Here is a 16,225-nt window from a genome sequence, read left to right on the forward strand (position 1 = left end):
TCGCTCGCGTGCCCTGTTTCACGAGAATCCACAACAAGGGAGTTAGTGATTTCCATGTACAAGCGTCGGAGTTTACTCGCCATCGCCACTGTGAGTGCGGTGATGTGCACCGCTGGAGTCATGCCGTCGGTCAGCCATGCCGCCAGCCGCGGCGACGGGGAATGGGAGGGCTCCTACGCCGAAACGCACGGTCTGACGGCGGAGGACGTCAAGAACATCAACGCGCTGAACAAGAGGGCTCTGGCTGCGGGTCGATCTGGCAATTCTCTGGCGGGATTGCCGCCGAGCGTCAGTGGGCTTTTCCGGGCCCCCGGCGCCGTCGACGACAGGGTGACCCCTCCCGCCGAGCCGCTCAACAGGATGCCTGACGCGTACCGGGCCAGCGGAGGTAGGGCCACTACGGTCGTCAACAACTACATACGCAAGTGGCAGCAGGTCTACAGTCACCGCGACGGCAGGCAACAGCAAATGACCGAAGAGCAGCGGGAAGAGCTGTCCTACGGCTGCGTCGGCGTCACCTGGGTCAATTCTGGCCCCTACCCGACGAACAAATTGGCGTTCGCGTCCTTCGACGAGAACAAGTACCAGAACGATCTGAAAAACGGCAGGCCACGACCCGGCGAGACGCAGGCGGAGTTCGAGGGGCGCATCGCCAAGGACAGTTTCGACGAGGGGAAGGGGTTCAACCGGGCGCGCGAGGTGGCGGCCGACATGAACAAGGCCCTGGAAGGTGCGCACAACGAGGGGACTTACATCGACAACCTCAAGACGGAGCTCACGAACAAACATGACGCTCTGCTCTACGAGGGCAGCGGTTCGAACTTTTACTCGGCGTTGCGGGATACGCCGTCCTTCAGGGAAAGGGATGGAGGCAACTACGATCCATCCAAGATGAAGGCGGTGGTCTACTCGAAGCACTTCTGGAGCGGGCAGGACCAGCGGAGCTCCGCTGACAAGAGGAAGTACGGCGACCCGGATGCATTCCGCCCCGCTCAGGGCACAGGCCTCGTGGACATGTCGAAGGACAGGAACATTCCGCGCAGTCCCGCCAACCCCGGTGAGAGTTGGGTCAATTTCGACTACGGCTGGTTCGGGGCTCAGGCAGAGGCGGATGCCGACAAAACCATATGGACCCACGCCAACCACTATCACGCGCCCAACGGCGGTATGGGTCCCATGAACGTCTACGAGAGCAAGTTCCGGAACTGGTCTGCGGGGTACGCGGACTTCGACCGCGGGACCTACGTCATCACGTTCATACCCAAGAGCTGGAACACTGCCCCCGCCGAGGTGAAGCAGGGCTGGCCGTAACAGAGCCGGGGAGGAGGGGCCGGGCCCCGGCCCCTCCTACTCCAGCCCGACACACCCGAGAAGGCTTCACCGGACAGGGGCGACCGCTGTCCCTGGATGCCTCCTCACGGAGGATTCGACTCGCTGTAGGTGAAGACGAGACGGCCCTCCCGGTCGGGGCTGACGTGTGCCACAGCGTCAGTTTCCTGATGAGGCAGGGCCGTTGAGCTGAAGCGCTGTGACAGGGCCGGGCAGTGGGTCAGCCGCTCAATGCGCAGTGGGTGCCGCCCTCCAGAAGCTGCTCCACTTCGCGGCGTGCTGCGTCGACGATCGTACGGACCTGCTGCGCCGCGTCCGACGGTCGACCGTCGGCGACCGCCTCGGCCGCCTCCAGGTGGCGCTGCACCGCCGACATATCGATCTTGTCCGGCATCAGCGCGAGGTCGCGTCGGGCGACGAGCAGCTCCTCGGTCACTTCGGAGAGCTGGACGAACATGCCGTTGCCCGAGGCGTCCAGGAGTGCGCGGTGGAAGGCGAGGTCGGCGGCGATGAAGCCCCGGGTGTCTCCCTCGCGCGCCACTCTCGCCATCTCCTGGGCGTGTGCGAGCAGCGCCCGGCGCGCCTTTGGATCAGGGCCCACTGCCGCGAGCGCCGCAGCCGACGGCTCGACCGCGGCGCGCAGCTCCGCGAGCTCGCGCAGCTGCGTCTCACGGCCCGGCGAGGTCAGGCGCCAGCGGATGACCTGGGGGTCGTAGAGATTCCACTCGGTCATCGGCCGTACGGTGATGCCCACCCGGGGGCGGCTGGTGACCACCCGTTTCGACTCCAGTACGCGGACGGCCTCGCGCGCGACGGTGCGGGAGACGCCGTACCGGTCCTGGATGTCCTCCAGGCGCAGGACTTCACCCGCGCGGATCTCCTGCGCCGCGAGTGACTCCCCGATCCGGTCGACCACCTGACCGTGCAGGCCATGAAGTTCCACGCGTCTCCCTGATGTTCGCTATTCCATGCTCGGCTCATGCCGTGCGGTGTTCACCGGGCTTCGGCGAGCCGGCCGAGGAGGGCGCTGACGCGCTCGCCCGTCGCCTGCGCTCCGCCCGAGGTCAGTGCCGAGCCCATTCCGCAGGCCACGGCCCCGGCTGCGATCCACTCCGGCGCATTGTCGATTGTCACACCTCCGGTGGGGATGACGGGTGCCTGGGGAAGCGCCGCCCGTATGTCCCGCAGCCAGGGGGGCGCAACAGCGGATGCCGGGAAGAGCTTGAGGGCATCGGCGCCCTCTTCCAGCGCCCGCACCATCTCGGTGGGCGTGGCGACGCCCGGGACGACGGGCACTCCGTAGCGATGGCCGGTACGGATCACTTCGGGATGGAGGCTGGGTGACACGAGGAAGCGGGCGCCCGCCTCGACTGCGGCCCGGGCCGCCGCGCCGTCGAGGACGGTGCCGGCACCGACCAGCGCGTCCGGGCGGTTCTGGGCGAGCCGGGTCACGGTGGTGAGGGCGCACGGCGTGGTGAGCGCGACCTCGACGGCCTTCAGCCCGGCGTCCAGGACGGCCTCGGCGGCGACGAGGGCTGCGTGCGGGTCGGTGGTGCGGACGATGCCGAACACCCGCTGCACGGTGACGGCCTGCATGGTGTCCCATCGGTACATGCGTGCGTGTTCCTTCCGCCTGAGTGGTCCGGTGAAGGGAGTCACCGGTGGACGGTTTCGGCGCCGCCGGTGAGGGCTTCGAGTGCGCGGTCGAGGCCGGGCCGGTCCGGCAGTCCGTCCGTGTCCGCGGAGCACTGCACCACGAGCGCCGCGACGGCCGCGGCGTCGCGCAGGCACTCCTCGGCGGGTGCGTCGCGCAGCAGACCGGAGAGGAAGCCGGCGGCGAACGCGTCACCCGCCCCCACCGGATCCGTCACGGGCACCTCGAACGGGGCCTGCCGCAGATGTCCACCCTCCCGGGTCAGGTACGCCGCGGACTTGTCGCGGTGCTTGACGACGACCGTGGCCGGCCCGTCCGCCAGGAGTGCGGTCACGTCCCGGACGCCGAGCAGCTCCAGTTCGTCCTGGCCTGCCAGCACCACGTCCGCCCTGTTCAACAAGGGGGCGACGGTCTCGCGCCAGCGCGCCGGCTCGCCCAGCTTCCGCCGTACGTTCGGATCGAAGGAGACCGTCGCGCCGGCCTCCCGTGCAAGGTCCAGGAGCCGCAGGGTGGCACGGTGCGCCGACGTCGACAGCATCGGGGTGATCCCCGTGACGTGGACAAGGCGAGCCCCGTCCAACGCCCCGGGACGCAGCTCCTCCGGTGCGAGCCGGGACGCCGCTGAACCGGTCCGGAGATACAGCACGTCGATCGCGCGCGCGGGATGGCTGTCGCGCATCAGCACCCCCGTCGGAGCGCTCGGGTCGGTCACCGCGTACGAGGTGTCCACGCTCTGGGCGCGCAGCTGCGCCAGCACCGCCCGCCCCGACGGATCGTCGCCGACTCGGCCGATCCAGCGCACCGTGTGCCCGAGTCGGGCGAGGCCGGCCGCGACGTTGCTCTCCGCACCTGCGACCGAACGGCGGAAGGTGACGGCGTGCTCCAGTGGTACGCCCCGTTCGGCAAGCATCAGCAGCATCGCCTCGCCGCATACGACGGCTTCGCAGCTCACTGTGCCAGCTCCGGTATGAGGGGGGCGAACTCCGCGCAGAAGCGGTCGATCATCCTCAGTTCCTCCTCGTCCAGCCGGTGGCCGGGCGCGCGGCAGTGGGCCGAGGCGAACCATCCGCGGCGCACCGAGATCTCCTTCTCCACCGCGACGATCAGCTCGACGTGCTGCATCCAGTACGAGAGATAGGGCAGTAGCCGGGTGTGCAGGTCCACGGCCCCGGCCTCGTCACCGTGCTGCCAGCGCCGCCAGCACTCGACGTACAGCTCGGTGAAGGAGCAGCCCGGCTGCACGCCGACCGCGCCACGCCGCAGGGCGTCGGGCAGATGGAGTCCCGCGTATCCGACGAGCGAGGGCAGCGGCCGCTCACCCGCGGCGAGCGCCGCGATGAGCCGCCCCGGGGGAGCGGCCTCCACTTTCACCCAGCGGAGGTGGGGATGCTCGGCGGCAAGCCGGTGCAGGGTGGGGGCGTCCAGGGCTGTGCCCGTCTGCGCCGGCGCGTACTGCACCACGACGGGCAGCGGATCGACGGCCGCCAGTACAGCCCGCAGGTGCGTCAGGACGGCGTCCCGTGACGGTCCCAGGAAGTGCGGTGGCAGGAGGTTGAGCGCATCGGCACCCAGGTCGGCCGCTCTCCGCGCCCGGGCGATGGCGTGCCGCGTGGCGTGATCCGTTACGGAGACGATCGCGGCGACGTCGTCCCGTTCGCGGGTCCGCTCCAGGAACAGGCTGGTGAGGAGGTCCCGTTCTCCGTCGAGTTTGTGGAACTCGCTGGCGAACCCGGGGAACATCATGGAGCTCACGCCGGTGGCCAGCACCCGCTCCACGACCGTCGTGAAGCCGTCCGGGTCCAGGGCGCCGTCGTCATGGAAGGGCACCTCCAGGACGGGCGACACGCCGCCCACCAGTGCGCCGGTGTCCTTGTATGTACGCGTAGCCATGGTTGCGGCTCCTCAGAAGGCCTGGCGCGGCGGGGTCGAATCGGTCGCGCCGAGCAGGAAGTCGAGGTCGGCGCCGGTGTCGGCCTGGGTGACGTGCCGGGTGTAGAGGTAGGTCCAGCCGCGCGTCGCGGGCGGATTCGGCGGCTGCCACTCCGCGCGGCGCCGATGCAGTTCGGCGTCCTCCACCAGGACGTCGAGCCTGCGCCCGGGCACGTCGAGCCTGACGCGGTCCCCGGTACGTACGAGCCCCAGCGGGCCTCCGACGGCTGCCTCGGGCGCGACGTGCAGGACGCAGGTGCCGAATGCCGTACCGGACATCCGGGCATCGGATATGCGCACCATGTCGCGTACACCGGCGTCGAGCAGTTTCTTGGGCAGCGGCAGGTTGCCCACCTCGGGCATGCCCGGGTAGCCGCGCGGGCCGGTGTTGCGGACGATGAGGACCGTGTCGGCGGTGACGTCCAGGGCGGGGTCCTCGGCGACGGCGAGGTAGTCCTCGAGGGTGTCGAAGACGAGGCCCGGCCCGGTGTGGTCGAGGAGGTGCGGTGCAGCGGCGGACTGCTTGATCACCGCGCCGCCGGGGGCGAGATTGCCTCGTACGACAGCCGTGCCCTGCCCGGCCGGCTGCACCGGATTGTCGAACGGGCGGATCACCTCCCGGTCGTACACCTCGGCGCCTGCGCAGTTGTCCACGAGCGAACGGCCGGTGACCGTCACGGTCTCGGGGTGCAGCCGGTCCCGTAGGTCGTTGACGAGGGCGGGCAGCCCGCCGGCGTAGGCGAACTCCTCCATGAGGAAGCGCCCGGACGGCATCAGGTCGATCAGCAGCGGGAGTTCGGCCCCGAGCCGGTCGAAATCGTCCAGGGAGAGGGGGACGCCGAGCCGCCCCGCCACCGCGAGGAGGTGGACGACGGCGTTCGTGGAGCCGCCGATCGCCGCGTTGACGCGGATCGCGTTCTCGAACGCCTCCCGCGTCATGATGCGCTGCGGGGTGAGGTCACCACCTGCGATCTCCACCGCACGCGCCCCGGTCTCCTCGGCGAGAGTGCCGCGCCGGGCGTCCACGGCGGGCAGCCCGGACCCGCCCGGCAGCATCATGCCGAGAGCCTCGGTCAGGCAGGCCATGGTGGAGGCGGTTCCCATGGTCATGCAGTGTCCAGCGGACCTGTTGAGCGACGACTCGAACTCGGTGAACTCCTCCTGGGTGATCGTCCCGGCCCGCAGCTCCTCCGTCATCCGCCAGATGTCGGTGCCCGAGCCGACGTCCTTGCCCTTGAAGCGACCGTTGAGCATCGGCCCCCCGGTGAAGACGATCGCGGGTACGCCCGCGCTGGCGGCTCCCATCAACGCGGCGGGCGTGGTCTTGTCGCAGCCGGTCAGCATGACGACGGCGTCCACCGGGTTTGCCCGGACCTGCTCCTCGATCTCCATGGCCGCCAGATTGCGGTAGAGCATCGAGGTCGGCCGCAGGAACGGCTCGCCGAGCGACATCGCGGGGAATTCGAGGGGGAAGCCGCCGCCCTGCAGCACCCCGCGCTTCACGGCGTCCGCGAGGATCTTCAAGTGGCCGTTGCACGGGGTCAGTTCGGAGAAGGTGTTGCAGATCCCGATGACGGGGCGGCCGTCGAAGTTGTGGCTGCCGCGTCCCATTGCCCGCAGATGATGGCGCGCGATGAAGCCGTTCTTCCCGCCGTCGCCGAACCAGGACCGGCTGCGCAACCGCGGGCCTGCCCCAGGCTCGCCTGAGAGGGCCGGAGGCCCTGTCACTGCCATGTGCTGTCCCTTCCGGGCGGCGCGGCATCGCAGGTGGGATGGCTACCGCGGCCCGCCATGAGCGATCCGTACGTCTTGATCTCGCCGAGCTCTTTAATGATGCTATCAAATGACGATAGCCTGCCCTGTATCTGTCCAGAGGGCTGCTTGGGTGAGAGTCCGCATCAACCGAAAGGGAGGGTCATGGAACGCAGGGTGATGCGGGCGGTGACCTGGCGGCTGATGCCGTTTCTCGTGCTGCTCTACCTCGTGGCCTACGTCGACCGCTCGAACGTCGGCTTCGCCAAACTGACCCTCCAGGGCGATCTGGGTCTCTCCAACCTCGCGTTCACTGTCGGACAGGTGTCGTTCTTCCTCGCCTACGCCGTCTTCGAGGTCCCCAGCAACCTCTTCCTCGAACGATTCGGAGCCCGCCGCTGGTTCACCCGCATCCTGCTCTCCTGGGGCCTGGTCACCGCACTGACCGCACTGGTCTCGACCAGCTGGCAGTTCTACGGCGCCCGCTTCCTGCTCGGTGCCGCCGAGGCCGGCCTCTACCCGGGCGTGCTCTACTACCTCACCAAGTGGTATCCGTACCGCTACCGTGCGCGCATGACCGGTTGGTTCATGATGTCCACGCCGCTCGCCTTCATCATCGGCAATCCGGCCTTGGGTGCGCTCGACGGACTGGACGGCACCCTCGGCCTCGCGGGCTGGCAGTGGATCTTCGTCGCGACCGGCGTTCCCGCCGTGCTGCTCGGCTTCGTCACCTTCCTGCTGCTGCCTGACGGACCCGAGTCGGCCCGCTGGCTGAAGGACGCCGAGAAGGGCTGGGTTGTCGGCGAACTCGCGGCCGAGGCGAGCACCCTCAGCGGGGGTGGGCGGGCCGGAGCGCTCCACGTGCTTCGGGACAAGCGAGTCGTAGCGATGTCCCTGTTCTTCCTCTGCTTCCCGCTCGGCGCCTACGGGCTGAGCTTCTGGCTGCCCACCATCGTCGACGGCTTCGGTCACGTCTCACCCACCGCGACCGGACTCCTCACCGCCGTCCCGTACGTCTTCGTGGCACTCGGCCTCTACGTCGTCCCCAAGCTCGCCGACCGGAGCGGCTCCCGCTATCCCTGGATCGCCGGCACGGCCGCGGTCGGTGCTCTCGCACTCGCTGCCACCGCGCTCGTCGACAACCACGTGCTGCAGATGGCCCTGATGAGCATCGCGGCCGCGGGCATCTTTGCGGGCCAGCCGGTGCTGTGGTCCCTGCCCTCCCGTTTCCTCACGGGCGCGCAGGCGGCCTCCGGTATCGCGATGATCAACGCCGTGGGCAACCTGGGCGGCGGCTTCGGTCCCATGGGCATCGGCGTCATCGTGGACCGCACCGGCTCCGCGGTCACCGGGCTGTGGTTCCTGGTCGCGGCAATGGCGGTGGCGGCCTGCGCGACGTACGGCATCAAGCGGCTGATCGAGCGCGGACCCGTGGTCGACCACGCACCGCGCGACGCCTGAATACGAGTCGTCCAGGATTGCCAGGTGTTCCGGCAGCATCAGACACGTTGCAGCTCAGGGCAGGGGCGCTGCCCGACTCGGCGCCGAGCCCCATGCCGGTGGGGAAGCGCAGGGTGAGCGGTCGCCGTCCGGCGTGAGTGCGGTCACGCCCGGGAAGCCCGCGTGCAGAGGACCGGGTGACGAGGGTGAGGGTCCCGGATCCGGACGTGCAGCAACCAAAGTCCCACGGCGGGGCGACGAGGCCGCCATGGTCTGGGGACTGCCCGGCGCCGCTCGTTCGCGCGGTGTGTTTGCGGGACGTGAGTGAGGCGTTTCCGGAACGTCAGTGGCGCCGGGAAGAGTGGGGTGCACACCGCGGGAACGGCCGAAGCCAACTCCCGCACGAAACAGGGGGATCCCGATCATGCGTACTTCCCGGATGCGTACCGCCACCTTAGCCGCCGTCACCGCCGCGCTGGCGCTGGGCCTGACCGCCTGCGGCGGCGCCGAAAGCGGCTCGAAGGCGGCCGGCGGCGACAACGCCGCCGGTACCGCGCAGAGCCGGTCCACGTCCCACGGGGACGGCAAGGGCGGCGCGGAGCAGGCCGACAGCGGCGGTGACACCAAGGCGGGGGCACGCCCGACGACCGCCTCGGGTGGGACGGAAGAGGTCGCGAGCAAGGGCACCACGGCCGGCGTCCAGCAGTGCCGCGGCGACGAGATGCTGCTCACCGCGGTGCACCGGTTCGCCGGGCAGCAGGGGGACCACCTGCTGGTCACCGCGTCGAACAAGGGCACCAAGCCGTGCTGGGTCACCTCGTACCCGGCCGTGAGGCTCGGCGACATCGACGGTGCCGCACTGCCGCACTCGAAGAAGGACAACCCGGGCGGCGACACGCACCTCACGCTCCGGCCCGGCGGCACGGCGTACAGCGCGGTGAACCTCTTCGACTACGGCTCGAAGCACCACACGGCGCAGTCGTTCGCCCTCGCGCTGCGCGGCGCGGACGGCCACGTCGGCCCCTTCTACTCCGTCGTCCTCAAGGGCGAGAAGCCGCAGTTCAGCTGGAACGAGGCCGACGTGCTGAACTGGAGCACCACGAAGCCGTACGACTTCTGACGGGGCTCGGCCAGTGCGTCACCGTTCTGGGGGCGCACTGGCCACGAGCCGGGCGAGGGTGCGGCGCGGTTGTCGCGTCCGGTGTCTGCCTCACCCTTTCCTTCAGGTCGTCGGCTGCGCGTGCGTAGGGCCGCGCGGGGCGTACATTCGGGACCGATACCGCACCTGAATCGTCCGAACAGGAGTGAGCCGCTCGTGTCCTCGCCCGCCCCGGCCGGGGCCTCGTCGCGACCTGTCCGCGTGTTGCTGGTGGAGGACGACGACCTGATGCGACGGTCCTTCGCCGTCGCCCTGGAGCGCTACGGCTACGAGATGACGGCCGCGGCCGACGGTCTCACGGGCCTTGAGCTCTTCCGCGACGAAAGCTTCGACCTGCTGATCCTGGACGTGATGCTGCCCGGTCTGGACGGGATCGGCCTGTGCCGCAGGGTCCGGGAGTCCAGCTTGGTGCCGGTCTTGATGATGTCCGCGCGCGGCGACGGGCTCGATGTCGTCGCCGGTCTGGAGGCCGGAGCGGACGACTACGTGGTCAAGCCCGTGGACACGTACGTGCTGGTGGCGCGCATCCGCTCGCTTCTGCGGCGGGCGACCTACGCGCCCGCCCCGGGGCCCGAGCGGGCCGCGGACGAGGGGCCGCCGCCCGAGGGGGAGGTGCTGGTCTTCGGGGACCTGAGCATCGACACCGCCGGCATGGAGGTGTTCGTCTCCGGAAGCCCGGTGGCGCTGACCCCGACCGAACTGAAGCTGCTCCTGGAGTTCGCCGCCCACCCGGGCGTCGTACTGGAGCGGCACACCCTGCTGCGCAACGTGTGGGAGTACGGCTGGGACGGCGACAGCCGGGTCGTGGACCTGTGCGTGCAGCGGCTGCGCCGGAAGCTGGGGCGGGAGCGGATCGAAACGGTCCGCGGCTTCGGCTACAAGCTCAGGCGCTGAGGGCGGTGCGGGTGTTCCGACGGCTGCGGCCGGACCTGTCGTCCCTGCGCTGGAAGATCGCCGCGCTGGCCGCGGCCACCGCCTTCCTGGTCGTGGCGGCGGTGGGTGTGCTGGTGCATGTGTGGACCGCGGAGGACATCCGCTACCGGGCCGAAGCGCAGGCGTTCAACGGGCTGTACTCGGCCATGGACACCTACCGGCGCACCAAAACCCTCGCGGACGGAGCCGAGCTGGATCCGGCCGAGCTGCCCCTCGCGCTGCGGCACCCCGTCGACGGCAAGCGGCACACGGCTTACGACGGGCGCGTCGAGGGGAATGCGGGTCCCAGCGTCTGGGCCGCCCAGCGGGTCGGCGGCCCGGGCAGCCGGGTGCTGGCGGTGCAGGTCAACATGAGTCCGGAGCTGCACAATCTGCGCCAACTCGACGTGACCATGGCGGCGGCCTCGCTGGTCGCGCTCGCGGCGGCCGTGCCGCTGACGGTCTACGGCGCCGGGTTGCTGGCCCGCAGGCTGCGGCGGGTCTCCGAGACCGCAGGCCGGATCTCCGCCGGGGATCTGGACGCCCGCACCGGGCCCACCAAGGGCCGCGACGAGGTGGCCGAGATCGCCGCCACCGTCGACGGTATGGCCGACAGTCTCAGTCAACTGCTCTGCACCGAGCGGCAGTTCACCGCGGACGTGGCCCATGAGCTGCGCACCCCAGTCGGCGGTCTGCTGGCCGCCGCCGACCTGCTGCCGGCCGGTGAGACGGAGGATCTGCTGCGGGCCCGGGTACGGGATCTGCGTGGCCTGGTGGAGGACCTGCTGGAGATCTCCCGACTGGACGCCGGGGCCGAGCGGCCGGTCCCGGCCCGGGTGCCGCTCGGCGCCGTCGTCTCCGAGGCCGTGGCACGCACCGGTCTCCGCGTCGAGGTCACCGTCGCCGGGACGGAAGCGGATCGGACCGTGGAGACCGACCCGCGCCGTCTGGAGCGGATCGTCAGCAACCTCGTCGTCAACGCCCACCGGCACGGAGGGTCCCCGGTGGAGGTCACCGTCGAGGGCCGTACGGTCGTCGTGCGCGACCACGGCCCAGGCTTCCCGGCAGACGTGCTGCTCCACGGTCCCCGCCGGTTCCAGACGGGTGCGACGGAGCGCGGCACGGGCCACGGCCTGGGCCTGACCATCGCCCTGGGCCAGGCCCGGCTCCTCGGCGCCGAGCTGCACCTGGAGAACGCCCCGGACGGCGGCGCCGTCGCCACCCTGCGCCTGCCGTCCCCACCATCCGGCTCCGAGGGCCTGTCTGCATGACGGCCCGGCGCCCACAAACCTGCTGCTACAGAACTGCTACGAGGCGGCGGGGACGTCGATACGCGGCGGCTCAGGCCCCGATACGTTCCCTCGGCATCCTTCGAAGTGTGCCTTTCCGCACCTGAAGAGGAGCCCCGGTGACCGGCCGGCCACCGCTGTCGGTGACCGAAGCGGGCCACATGAATCCCGAGGAGAGAACCGTGAACACGTCTGGCAACGCCTCCGCTGACGAGCCGCGACCGAGCGGCGTCGCTTCCCGCGCGCAGATCGTCATGTTCCGGGGCGTGTGGGCAGTCGGCGCGCTCGCCGTCGTCACGGCCGTACTGCTGATCATCGGTGCCTTCACCGCGAACCGGGCGGCGGGTGAGTTGTGGCAGCCCGCCGCCCTGCTCGGACTGATCGCGTTGTGCTTCGGCGGGACGCTCTTGCTCGTCGGCCTGCTCGCCCGATGCGTCGTGACGAAGTCGGGCACCCATAAGAGTCCGTGAAGGAACCGACCGCTCAGCGGTCGGGGCGGAAGGGGGAGAAGCCTCCGGCGGGCCAGGACCTCTCGGGAGCACCTGTGTTGTCCCTGCACAGGTGCGCCGAGAGGTCCTGTCACGTCGTGTACGTCTCCGCCCCGCGCCGGCCCTACAGAACTGCTACAAAGCGGCGCGGTCGCCGATACACGGCGGCTCAGGCCCCGATACGTTCCCCGGACACCCTTCGACGTGCACCCTTCCGCACCCGAAGAGGAGTTCCCATGTCCGCCACCCCCTTCGCCCCGCGCGTGCAGCACGCGGTGCCCGGGATCGCAGCCGCCACCTTCGACCTGTCGAAGGTCTACGGCAGCGGCGACACCCGTGTCGTAGCCCTGGACCACGTCAGCATCGACTTCCGGGAGGGCGAGTTCACCGCGATCATGGGTCCTTCCGGCTGCGGCAAGTCCACGCTGATGCACTGTGCCGCCGGGCTCGACTCGCCCAGCTCCGGTTCGGTGCGCGTCGGCACCACCGAACTGAGCACGCTGAGCGACCGGCAGCTCACCGCGCTGCGGCGCGACCGGATCGGCTTCATCTTCCAGGCGTTCAACCTGCTGCCGACGCTGACCGCGCTGGAGAACATCACGCTGCCGCTGACCATCGCCGGACGCCACGCCGACCAGCAGTGGCTGGACCGCGTGGTCGCCATGGTCGGGCTCTCCGAGCGCCTCGGTCACCGGCCCGCGCAGCTGTCCGGCGGGCAGCAGCAGCGTGTCGCGGTCGCCCGCGCCCTGGCCTCCCGCCCCGCGATCGTCTTCGGCGACGAGCCCACCGGAAACCTCGACTCCCGCGCCGGGGCCGACGTCCTGGGCTTCCTGCGCGACTCGGTGCGCGAACTGGGCCAGACCGTGGTCATGGTCACCCACGACCCGGTCGCCGCCGGCTACGCCGACCGCGTGGTCTTCCTCGCCGACGGCCGCCCGGTCGACGAGATCACCCACCCCACCCCGGGCCGGGTCCTGGACCTGATGAAGAGCCTGGGCGCCCTCTCCTACACCAGCTGAGCCGCCCTCGCCCCAGCACCGCCCCGGCCCACCGCTCGCCTCCACCGAGCCCACGTCTCAGGAAGCCCCCATGCTGAAAACAGCCCTGCGCAACCTCCTGGCGCACAAGGCCCGTCAGATCATGACGCTCCTCGCCGTCTGTCTGGGGGTCGCGTTCGTCAGCGGCACCCTCGTCTTCGCGGACTCCACCGCCGCCGCCTCTCGCGATGCCATGTCGAAGAACTACGCCGACATCGCGGTCACCGTGACCGCGAAGGAACCCCCGTCGGGGGCCACCCCACACCAGCGGACCAGCGCGCTCGACGACGCGCTCGCACGGAAGTTGGCCGCCGTGCCCGGTGTCGCCGCCGTCCGGCCGTCGGCCGACGGCGTGGTCACCATGAATGCGGCCGACAACACCCCGCTCCGGGTCAAGCAGGGGGCGAACCTGGCCGACGCCTACCTGCCCGGCACGGACGGCAAGGACAGCCGCTACCCGCTGGCCGAGGGCCGCGCCCCGAGGAACGGCGGCGAACTCGCCGTGGACGGCACCACCGCCGCCGCCGGCGGCTTCCGCCTCGGCGACAAGGTCACCCTGGCCGTCGACGGCCCGGTCATGACCAAGCGGCTCGTCGGCATCGTCACCACGAAGGACACCCGGGTGACCGCCGCCGGCACGCTCGCCCTGTTCGACAAGGCAACCGCCCAGAAGCTGTTCGCCTCCCCGGGCCACTACAGCAGCATCGATCTGGCCGCCGCACCCGGCGCCGCCCCGTCCGAGCTCGCCCAGCGGGTCACGGCCGTGCTCCCGGCCGACCGCGCCGAGGCCACCACCGGCGCTGCCCTCGCCGACCAGCAGGCCCTCCTCGTCAACACCCAGACCCGGGGGTACACGAAGCTGCCGCTGGTCTTCGCCGGGATCTCGCTGTTCATCGGCTCCTTCCTCATCATCAACACCTTCACCATGCTCGTCACCCGGCGCACCCGGGAGATCGCGCTGCTGCGGGCGATCGGCGCCACGCGCCGCCAGGTGTCCCGCTCCGTGCTCCTGGAGGCCCTCTTGGTCGGCGTCGTCGCATCGGCGGCCGGCTTCCTGCTCGGCCTCGGCATCGCCTCGGTGCTGCCCGACATCCTGAGCACCGACGGGAACACGCTGCCCCGAGGCCCTCTGGTGATCGGCCCGCGCTCGGTCGTGGCGGCGCTCGGCGTCGGCGTGGGCGTCACCGTGCTCGCCGCGTGGCTGCCGTCCCGCAAGGCCGCGAAGGTCGCGCCCATCGAGGCGATGCGCACGACGGAACAACCGCCCTCCGCCAAGCGGTCCCGGATCCGCGGCGTGGCGGGCCTTGCCCTCCTCGTCCTCGGCGCCGGTGTGCTGGTGTCGCTCTCGGGGGCGAAGGACGCCTCGGAGACGAACCTGCAGAACGCGATGTTCGGTTGCGCCGTCCTCGTCGCGGCCCTGATCGTCCTCGCGCCGATCCTCGCCTCCCCGGTGATCCGGCTGACCGGACGGCTGACCGGCCGCTTCGGGATCACCGGCCGTCTCGCACAACGGAACGCGCTCCGCGACCCGAGGCGCACCGCCGCCACCGCCGCCACTCTGATGATCAGCACCGGTCTCATCGCCGGGCTCGCCGTCCTCGGCAACTCCACCGCGCAGGCCCTCGACAGCCAGGCCGCGGCCGGGCTCGGCGCCGACTACGTGATCAGCACCGGCACCCCCACCACCGCCATCGAACCGTCCGCCGTACATCGAGTGGGCGAGACCTCCGGCGTGCGGAGCGCGACCGCCGTCTCGGACACCACCGCGACCATCGGCGGCAGCGTCCAGAACCTCTCCGGCGTCGACCCCGACACCGTGAACGACACCATGAAGCTCGACTTCGTCAGCGGCTCCGCAAAGGATCTCGGGCCGGGCCGGATCGCCGTCTCCCGCACCCTCGCCCAGAAAAACGGCGTGACCACGGGCAGCGAGCTCACCGTCGGCACCGTCGGCACGGGCCCCGAGCAGCAGTTCAAGAAGTACACCGTCGTGGGCGTCTATCAGGACAACCCCATCGCCAAGGACGCGCTGGGCGTCCGCAGCGACGTGGCCAAGAACGCCTTCAAGCCCGGCTCCGTCCAGCGCATCCTGGTCCGCACCGACGGCGGCGCGGACCCGACGACCGTCGAGAAGCAGCTGCACACCGCGGTGAGCAACAGCCCGCTGATCACGGTGCAGGACCGCGACGAACTCGTCACCCAGGCCGCCGGAACCCTGGGCGACCTGCTGAACGTGATGTACGGGATGCTCGCCATCGGCGTCGTGATCAGCGCGCTCGGCATCGTCAACACCCTGGCCATGTCGGTCGCCGAACGCACCCGAGAGATCGGCGCGCTGCGGGCCCTCGGCATGGACCGCTCCGGCATCCGGCGGATGGTCCGCCTGGAGGCGGTGACCGTCGCCGCGTTCGGCACGCTCCTCGGCCTGGCGGGCGGCCTGTTCGGCGCCTGGGCGGTCGGCTCGCTGGCCGACGCCGCGATGCCGCGGTACTCCCTGGCGCCGCCCTGGGGGACGCTGTTCCTCGTGTGCCTGCTCTCCCTCGCGGTCGGCGTGCTGGCCGCCGCCGTGCCGGCCCGCCGGGCCGCCGCCCTGAGCCCGCTGGAGGCCGTTGCGGAGGCGTAACGCACGGACTTGGGCGGTGTCCCGGGAACTCCCTCGCCGTCACCCCGCTCCTGGCCGGAATGCATCCCGTGCGAGGGCATGCGAAGGGTGTCCGGCGGCGCGGCGGCAGCGCCGGATGGCGCGGGGTGAGCGGGCGAATCGGCAGGCAGCGTGGCACGTGGCGCACAGTGAAGGATCAATTCCCTTTGATATGCCCCGGAGTGACGCGCTTTTCCAACTGTGTCCGGTTGAAGGCTTATTGAGGGTTGTTTCCTTCTGCTTCAGTGGTACGCGTTGTGTCGCACCTACTGAGGAGGCCATATGGCCGAAGTCAAGAAGGTCGCCCGCCCCGCGGTCACCGCGTCGTCCCGTCCGTGCGCGTTCGTCTCGCCGGACAAGGGCAACGCCCCGACCATCACGCCCGCCCACAAGCAGGCGGAGGTCGTCTCGGCCCCCGCTGAGCAGCGGAACGAGTGTGCGTCGGCCTAAGGGCTGAGGTTCTCCGGGGCCCCGCCCACCGGCCGGGCCCCGGTCTGTCGCGCGGGCCGGGCCGAGGGCCGGGACCGGTCCGCGTCCCATGGCTCCGCGCCCGGGGCCCCTTTCACGACGCAGTGCTGTATGCCGCGCCCCCAGG

At 70.5% G+C, this 16,225-nt stretch carries 14 protein-coding genes; 9 read left to right on the forward strand and 5 right to left on the reverse strand.

The genetic code is table 11. The features are described 5' to 3' along the window. The first annotated feature begins 54 nt into the window (after nucleotides 1-54). On the forward strand, nucleotides 55-1,311 hold the full coding sequence (locus tag EST92_RS09750; RefSeq protein ID WP_129280539.1) for a protein-glutamine gamma-glutamyltransferase: 1,257 nt from the start codon (nucleotides 55-57) through the stop codon (nucleotides 1,309-1,311). A 238-nt stretch (nucleotides 1,312-1,549) separates the two neighbouring features. Here the strand turns inward: EST92_RS09750 and EST92_RS09755 are convergent, their stop codons facing one another. From EST92_RS09755 to EST92_RS09775, 5 genes are read right to left on the reverse strand one after another with little or no spacing between them, the layout of a single operon-like run. After that, nucleotides 1,550-2,272: an FCD domain-containing protein gene (locus EST92_RS09755; protein ID WP_216849086.1), complete on the reverse strand. Its 723-nt coding sequence runs from the start codon at nucleotides 2,270-2,272 to the stop codon at nucleotides 1,550-1,552. A gap of 50 nt (nucleotides 2,273-2,322) precedes the next feature. Next, nucleotides 2,323-2,943, reverse strand: a complete 621-nt coding sequence (locus EST92_RS09760) for a bifunctional 4-hydroxy-2-oxoglutarate aldolase/2-dehydro-3-deoxy-phosphogluconate aldolase (RefSeq protein WP_129280540.1) — start codon at nucleotides 2,941-2,943, stop codon at nucleotides 2,323-2,325. A gap of 41 nt (nucleotides 2,944-2,984) precedes the next feature. Continuing rightward, nucleotides 2,985-3,935: a sugar kinase gene (locus tag EST92_RS09765; RefSeq protein WP_275540864.1), complete on the reverse strand. Its 951-nt coding sequence runs from the start codon at nucleotides 3,933-3,935 to the stop codon at nucleotides 2,985-2,987. After that, on the reverse strand, nucleotides 3,932-4,873 hold the full coding sequence (locus tag EST92_RS09770) for a dihydrodipicolinate synthase family protein (RefSeq protein WP_129280541.1): 942 nt from the start codon (nucleotides 4,871-4,873) through the stop codon (nucleotides 3,932-3,934). The genes EST92_RS09765 and EST92_RS09770 overlap by 4 nt, the downstream gene beginning before the upstream one ends. Nucleotides 4,874-4,885: 12 nt before the next feature. Continuing rightward, nucleotides 4,886-6,646 carry an IlvD/Edd family dehydratase gene (locus EST92_RS09775; RefSeq protein WP_129280542.1) on the reverse strand — a complete coding sequence of 587 codons (1,761 nt, stop codon included), beginning with the start codon at nucleotides 6,644-6,646 and terminating at the stop codon, nucleotides 4,886-4,888. Between the two features lie 183 nt (nucleotides 6,647-6,829). Between EST92_RS09775 and EST92_RS09780 the strand changes: the two genes are divergently transcribed. From EST92_RS09780 to EST92_RS31100, 8 genes are all read left to right on the forward strand, one after another. Further along, entirely contained in the window at nucleotides 6,830-8,125 is a 1,296-nt protein-coding gene (locus EST92_RS09780) for an MFS transporter (RefSeq protein ID WP_129280543.1), read from the forward strand. Between the two features lie 403 nt (nucleotides 8,126-8,528). Continuing rightward, a complete protein-coding gene (locus tag EST92_RS09785) occupies nucleotides 8,529-9,224 on the forward strand; it encodes a DUF4232 domain-containing protein (RefSeq protein WP_129280544.1) in 696 nt (231 codons plus the stop codon). Between the two features lie 195 nt (nucleotides 9,225-9,419). Next, a complete protein-coding gene (gene cseB / locus EST92_RS09790) occupies nucleotides 9,420-10,157 on the forward strand; it encodes a two-component system response regulator CseB (protein ID WP_275540865.1) in 738 nt (245 codons plus the stop codon). Nucleotides 10,158-10,168: 11 nt separating this feature from the next. Beyond that, the gene (locus EST92_RS09795) at nucleotides 10,169-11,446 is read left to right on the forward strand and encodes a HAMP domain-containing sensor histidine kinase (RefSeq protein WP_129280545.1); all 1,278 of its coding nucleotides are present in this window, start codon (nucleotides 10,169-10,171) and stop codon (nucleotides 11,444-11,446) included. A gap of 137 nt (nucleotides 11,447-11,583) precedes the next feature. Beyond that, nucleotides 11,584-11,934, forward strand: coding sequence for a hypothetical protein (locus tag EST92_RS09800; RefSeq protein WP_129280546.1), 351 nt, complete (start codon nucleotides 11,584-11,586; stop codon nucleotides 11,932-11,934). A gap of 254 nt (nucleotides 11,935-12,188) precedes the next feature. Continuing rightward, a complete protein-coding gene (locus EST92_RS09805) occupies nucleotides 12,189-12,971 on the forward strand; it encodes an ABC transporter ATP-binding protein (protein ID WP_129280547.1) in 783 nt (260 codons plus the stop codon). 70 nt (nucleotides 12,972-13,041) lie between these two features. Then, nucleotides 13,042-15,612, forward strand: a complete 2,571-nt coding sequence (locus tag EST92_RS09810) for an FtsX-like permease family protein (RefSeq protein WP_129280548.1) — start codon at nucleotides 13,042-13,044, stop codon at nucleotides 15,610-15,612. 300 nt (nucleotides 15,613-15,912) lie between these two features. Next, complete coding sequence (locus tag EST92_RS31100; protein WP_154073965.1) at nucleotides 15,913-16,080, forward strand: hypothetical protein; 168 nt, start codon at nucleotides 15,913-15,915, stop codon at nucleotides 16,078-16,080. The last annotated feature ends 145 nt before the right edge of the window (nucleotides 16,081-16,225 follow it).

The organism is Streptomyces sp. TM32 (genome assembly GCF_004122755.1).
Taxonomy (GTDB): Bacteria; Actinomycetota; Actinomycetes; order Streptomycetales; family Streptomycetaceae; genus Streptomyces; species Streptomyces sioyaensis.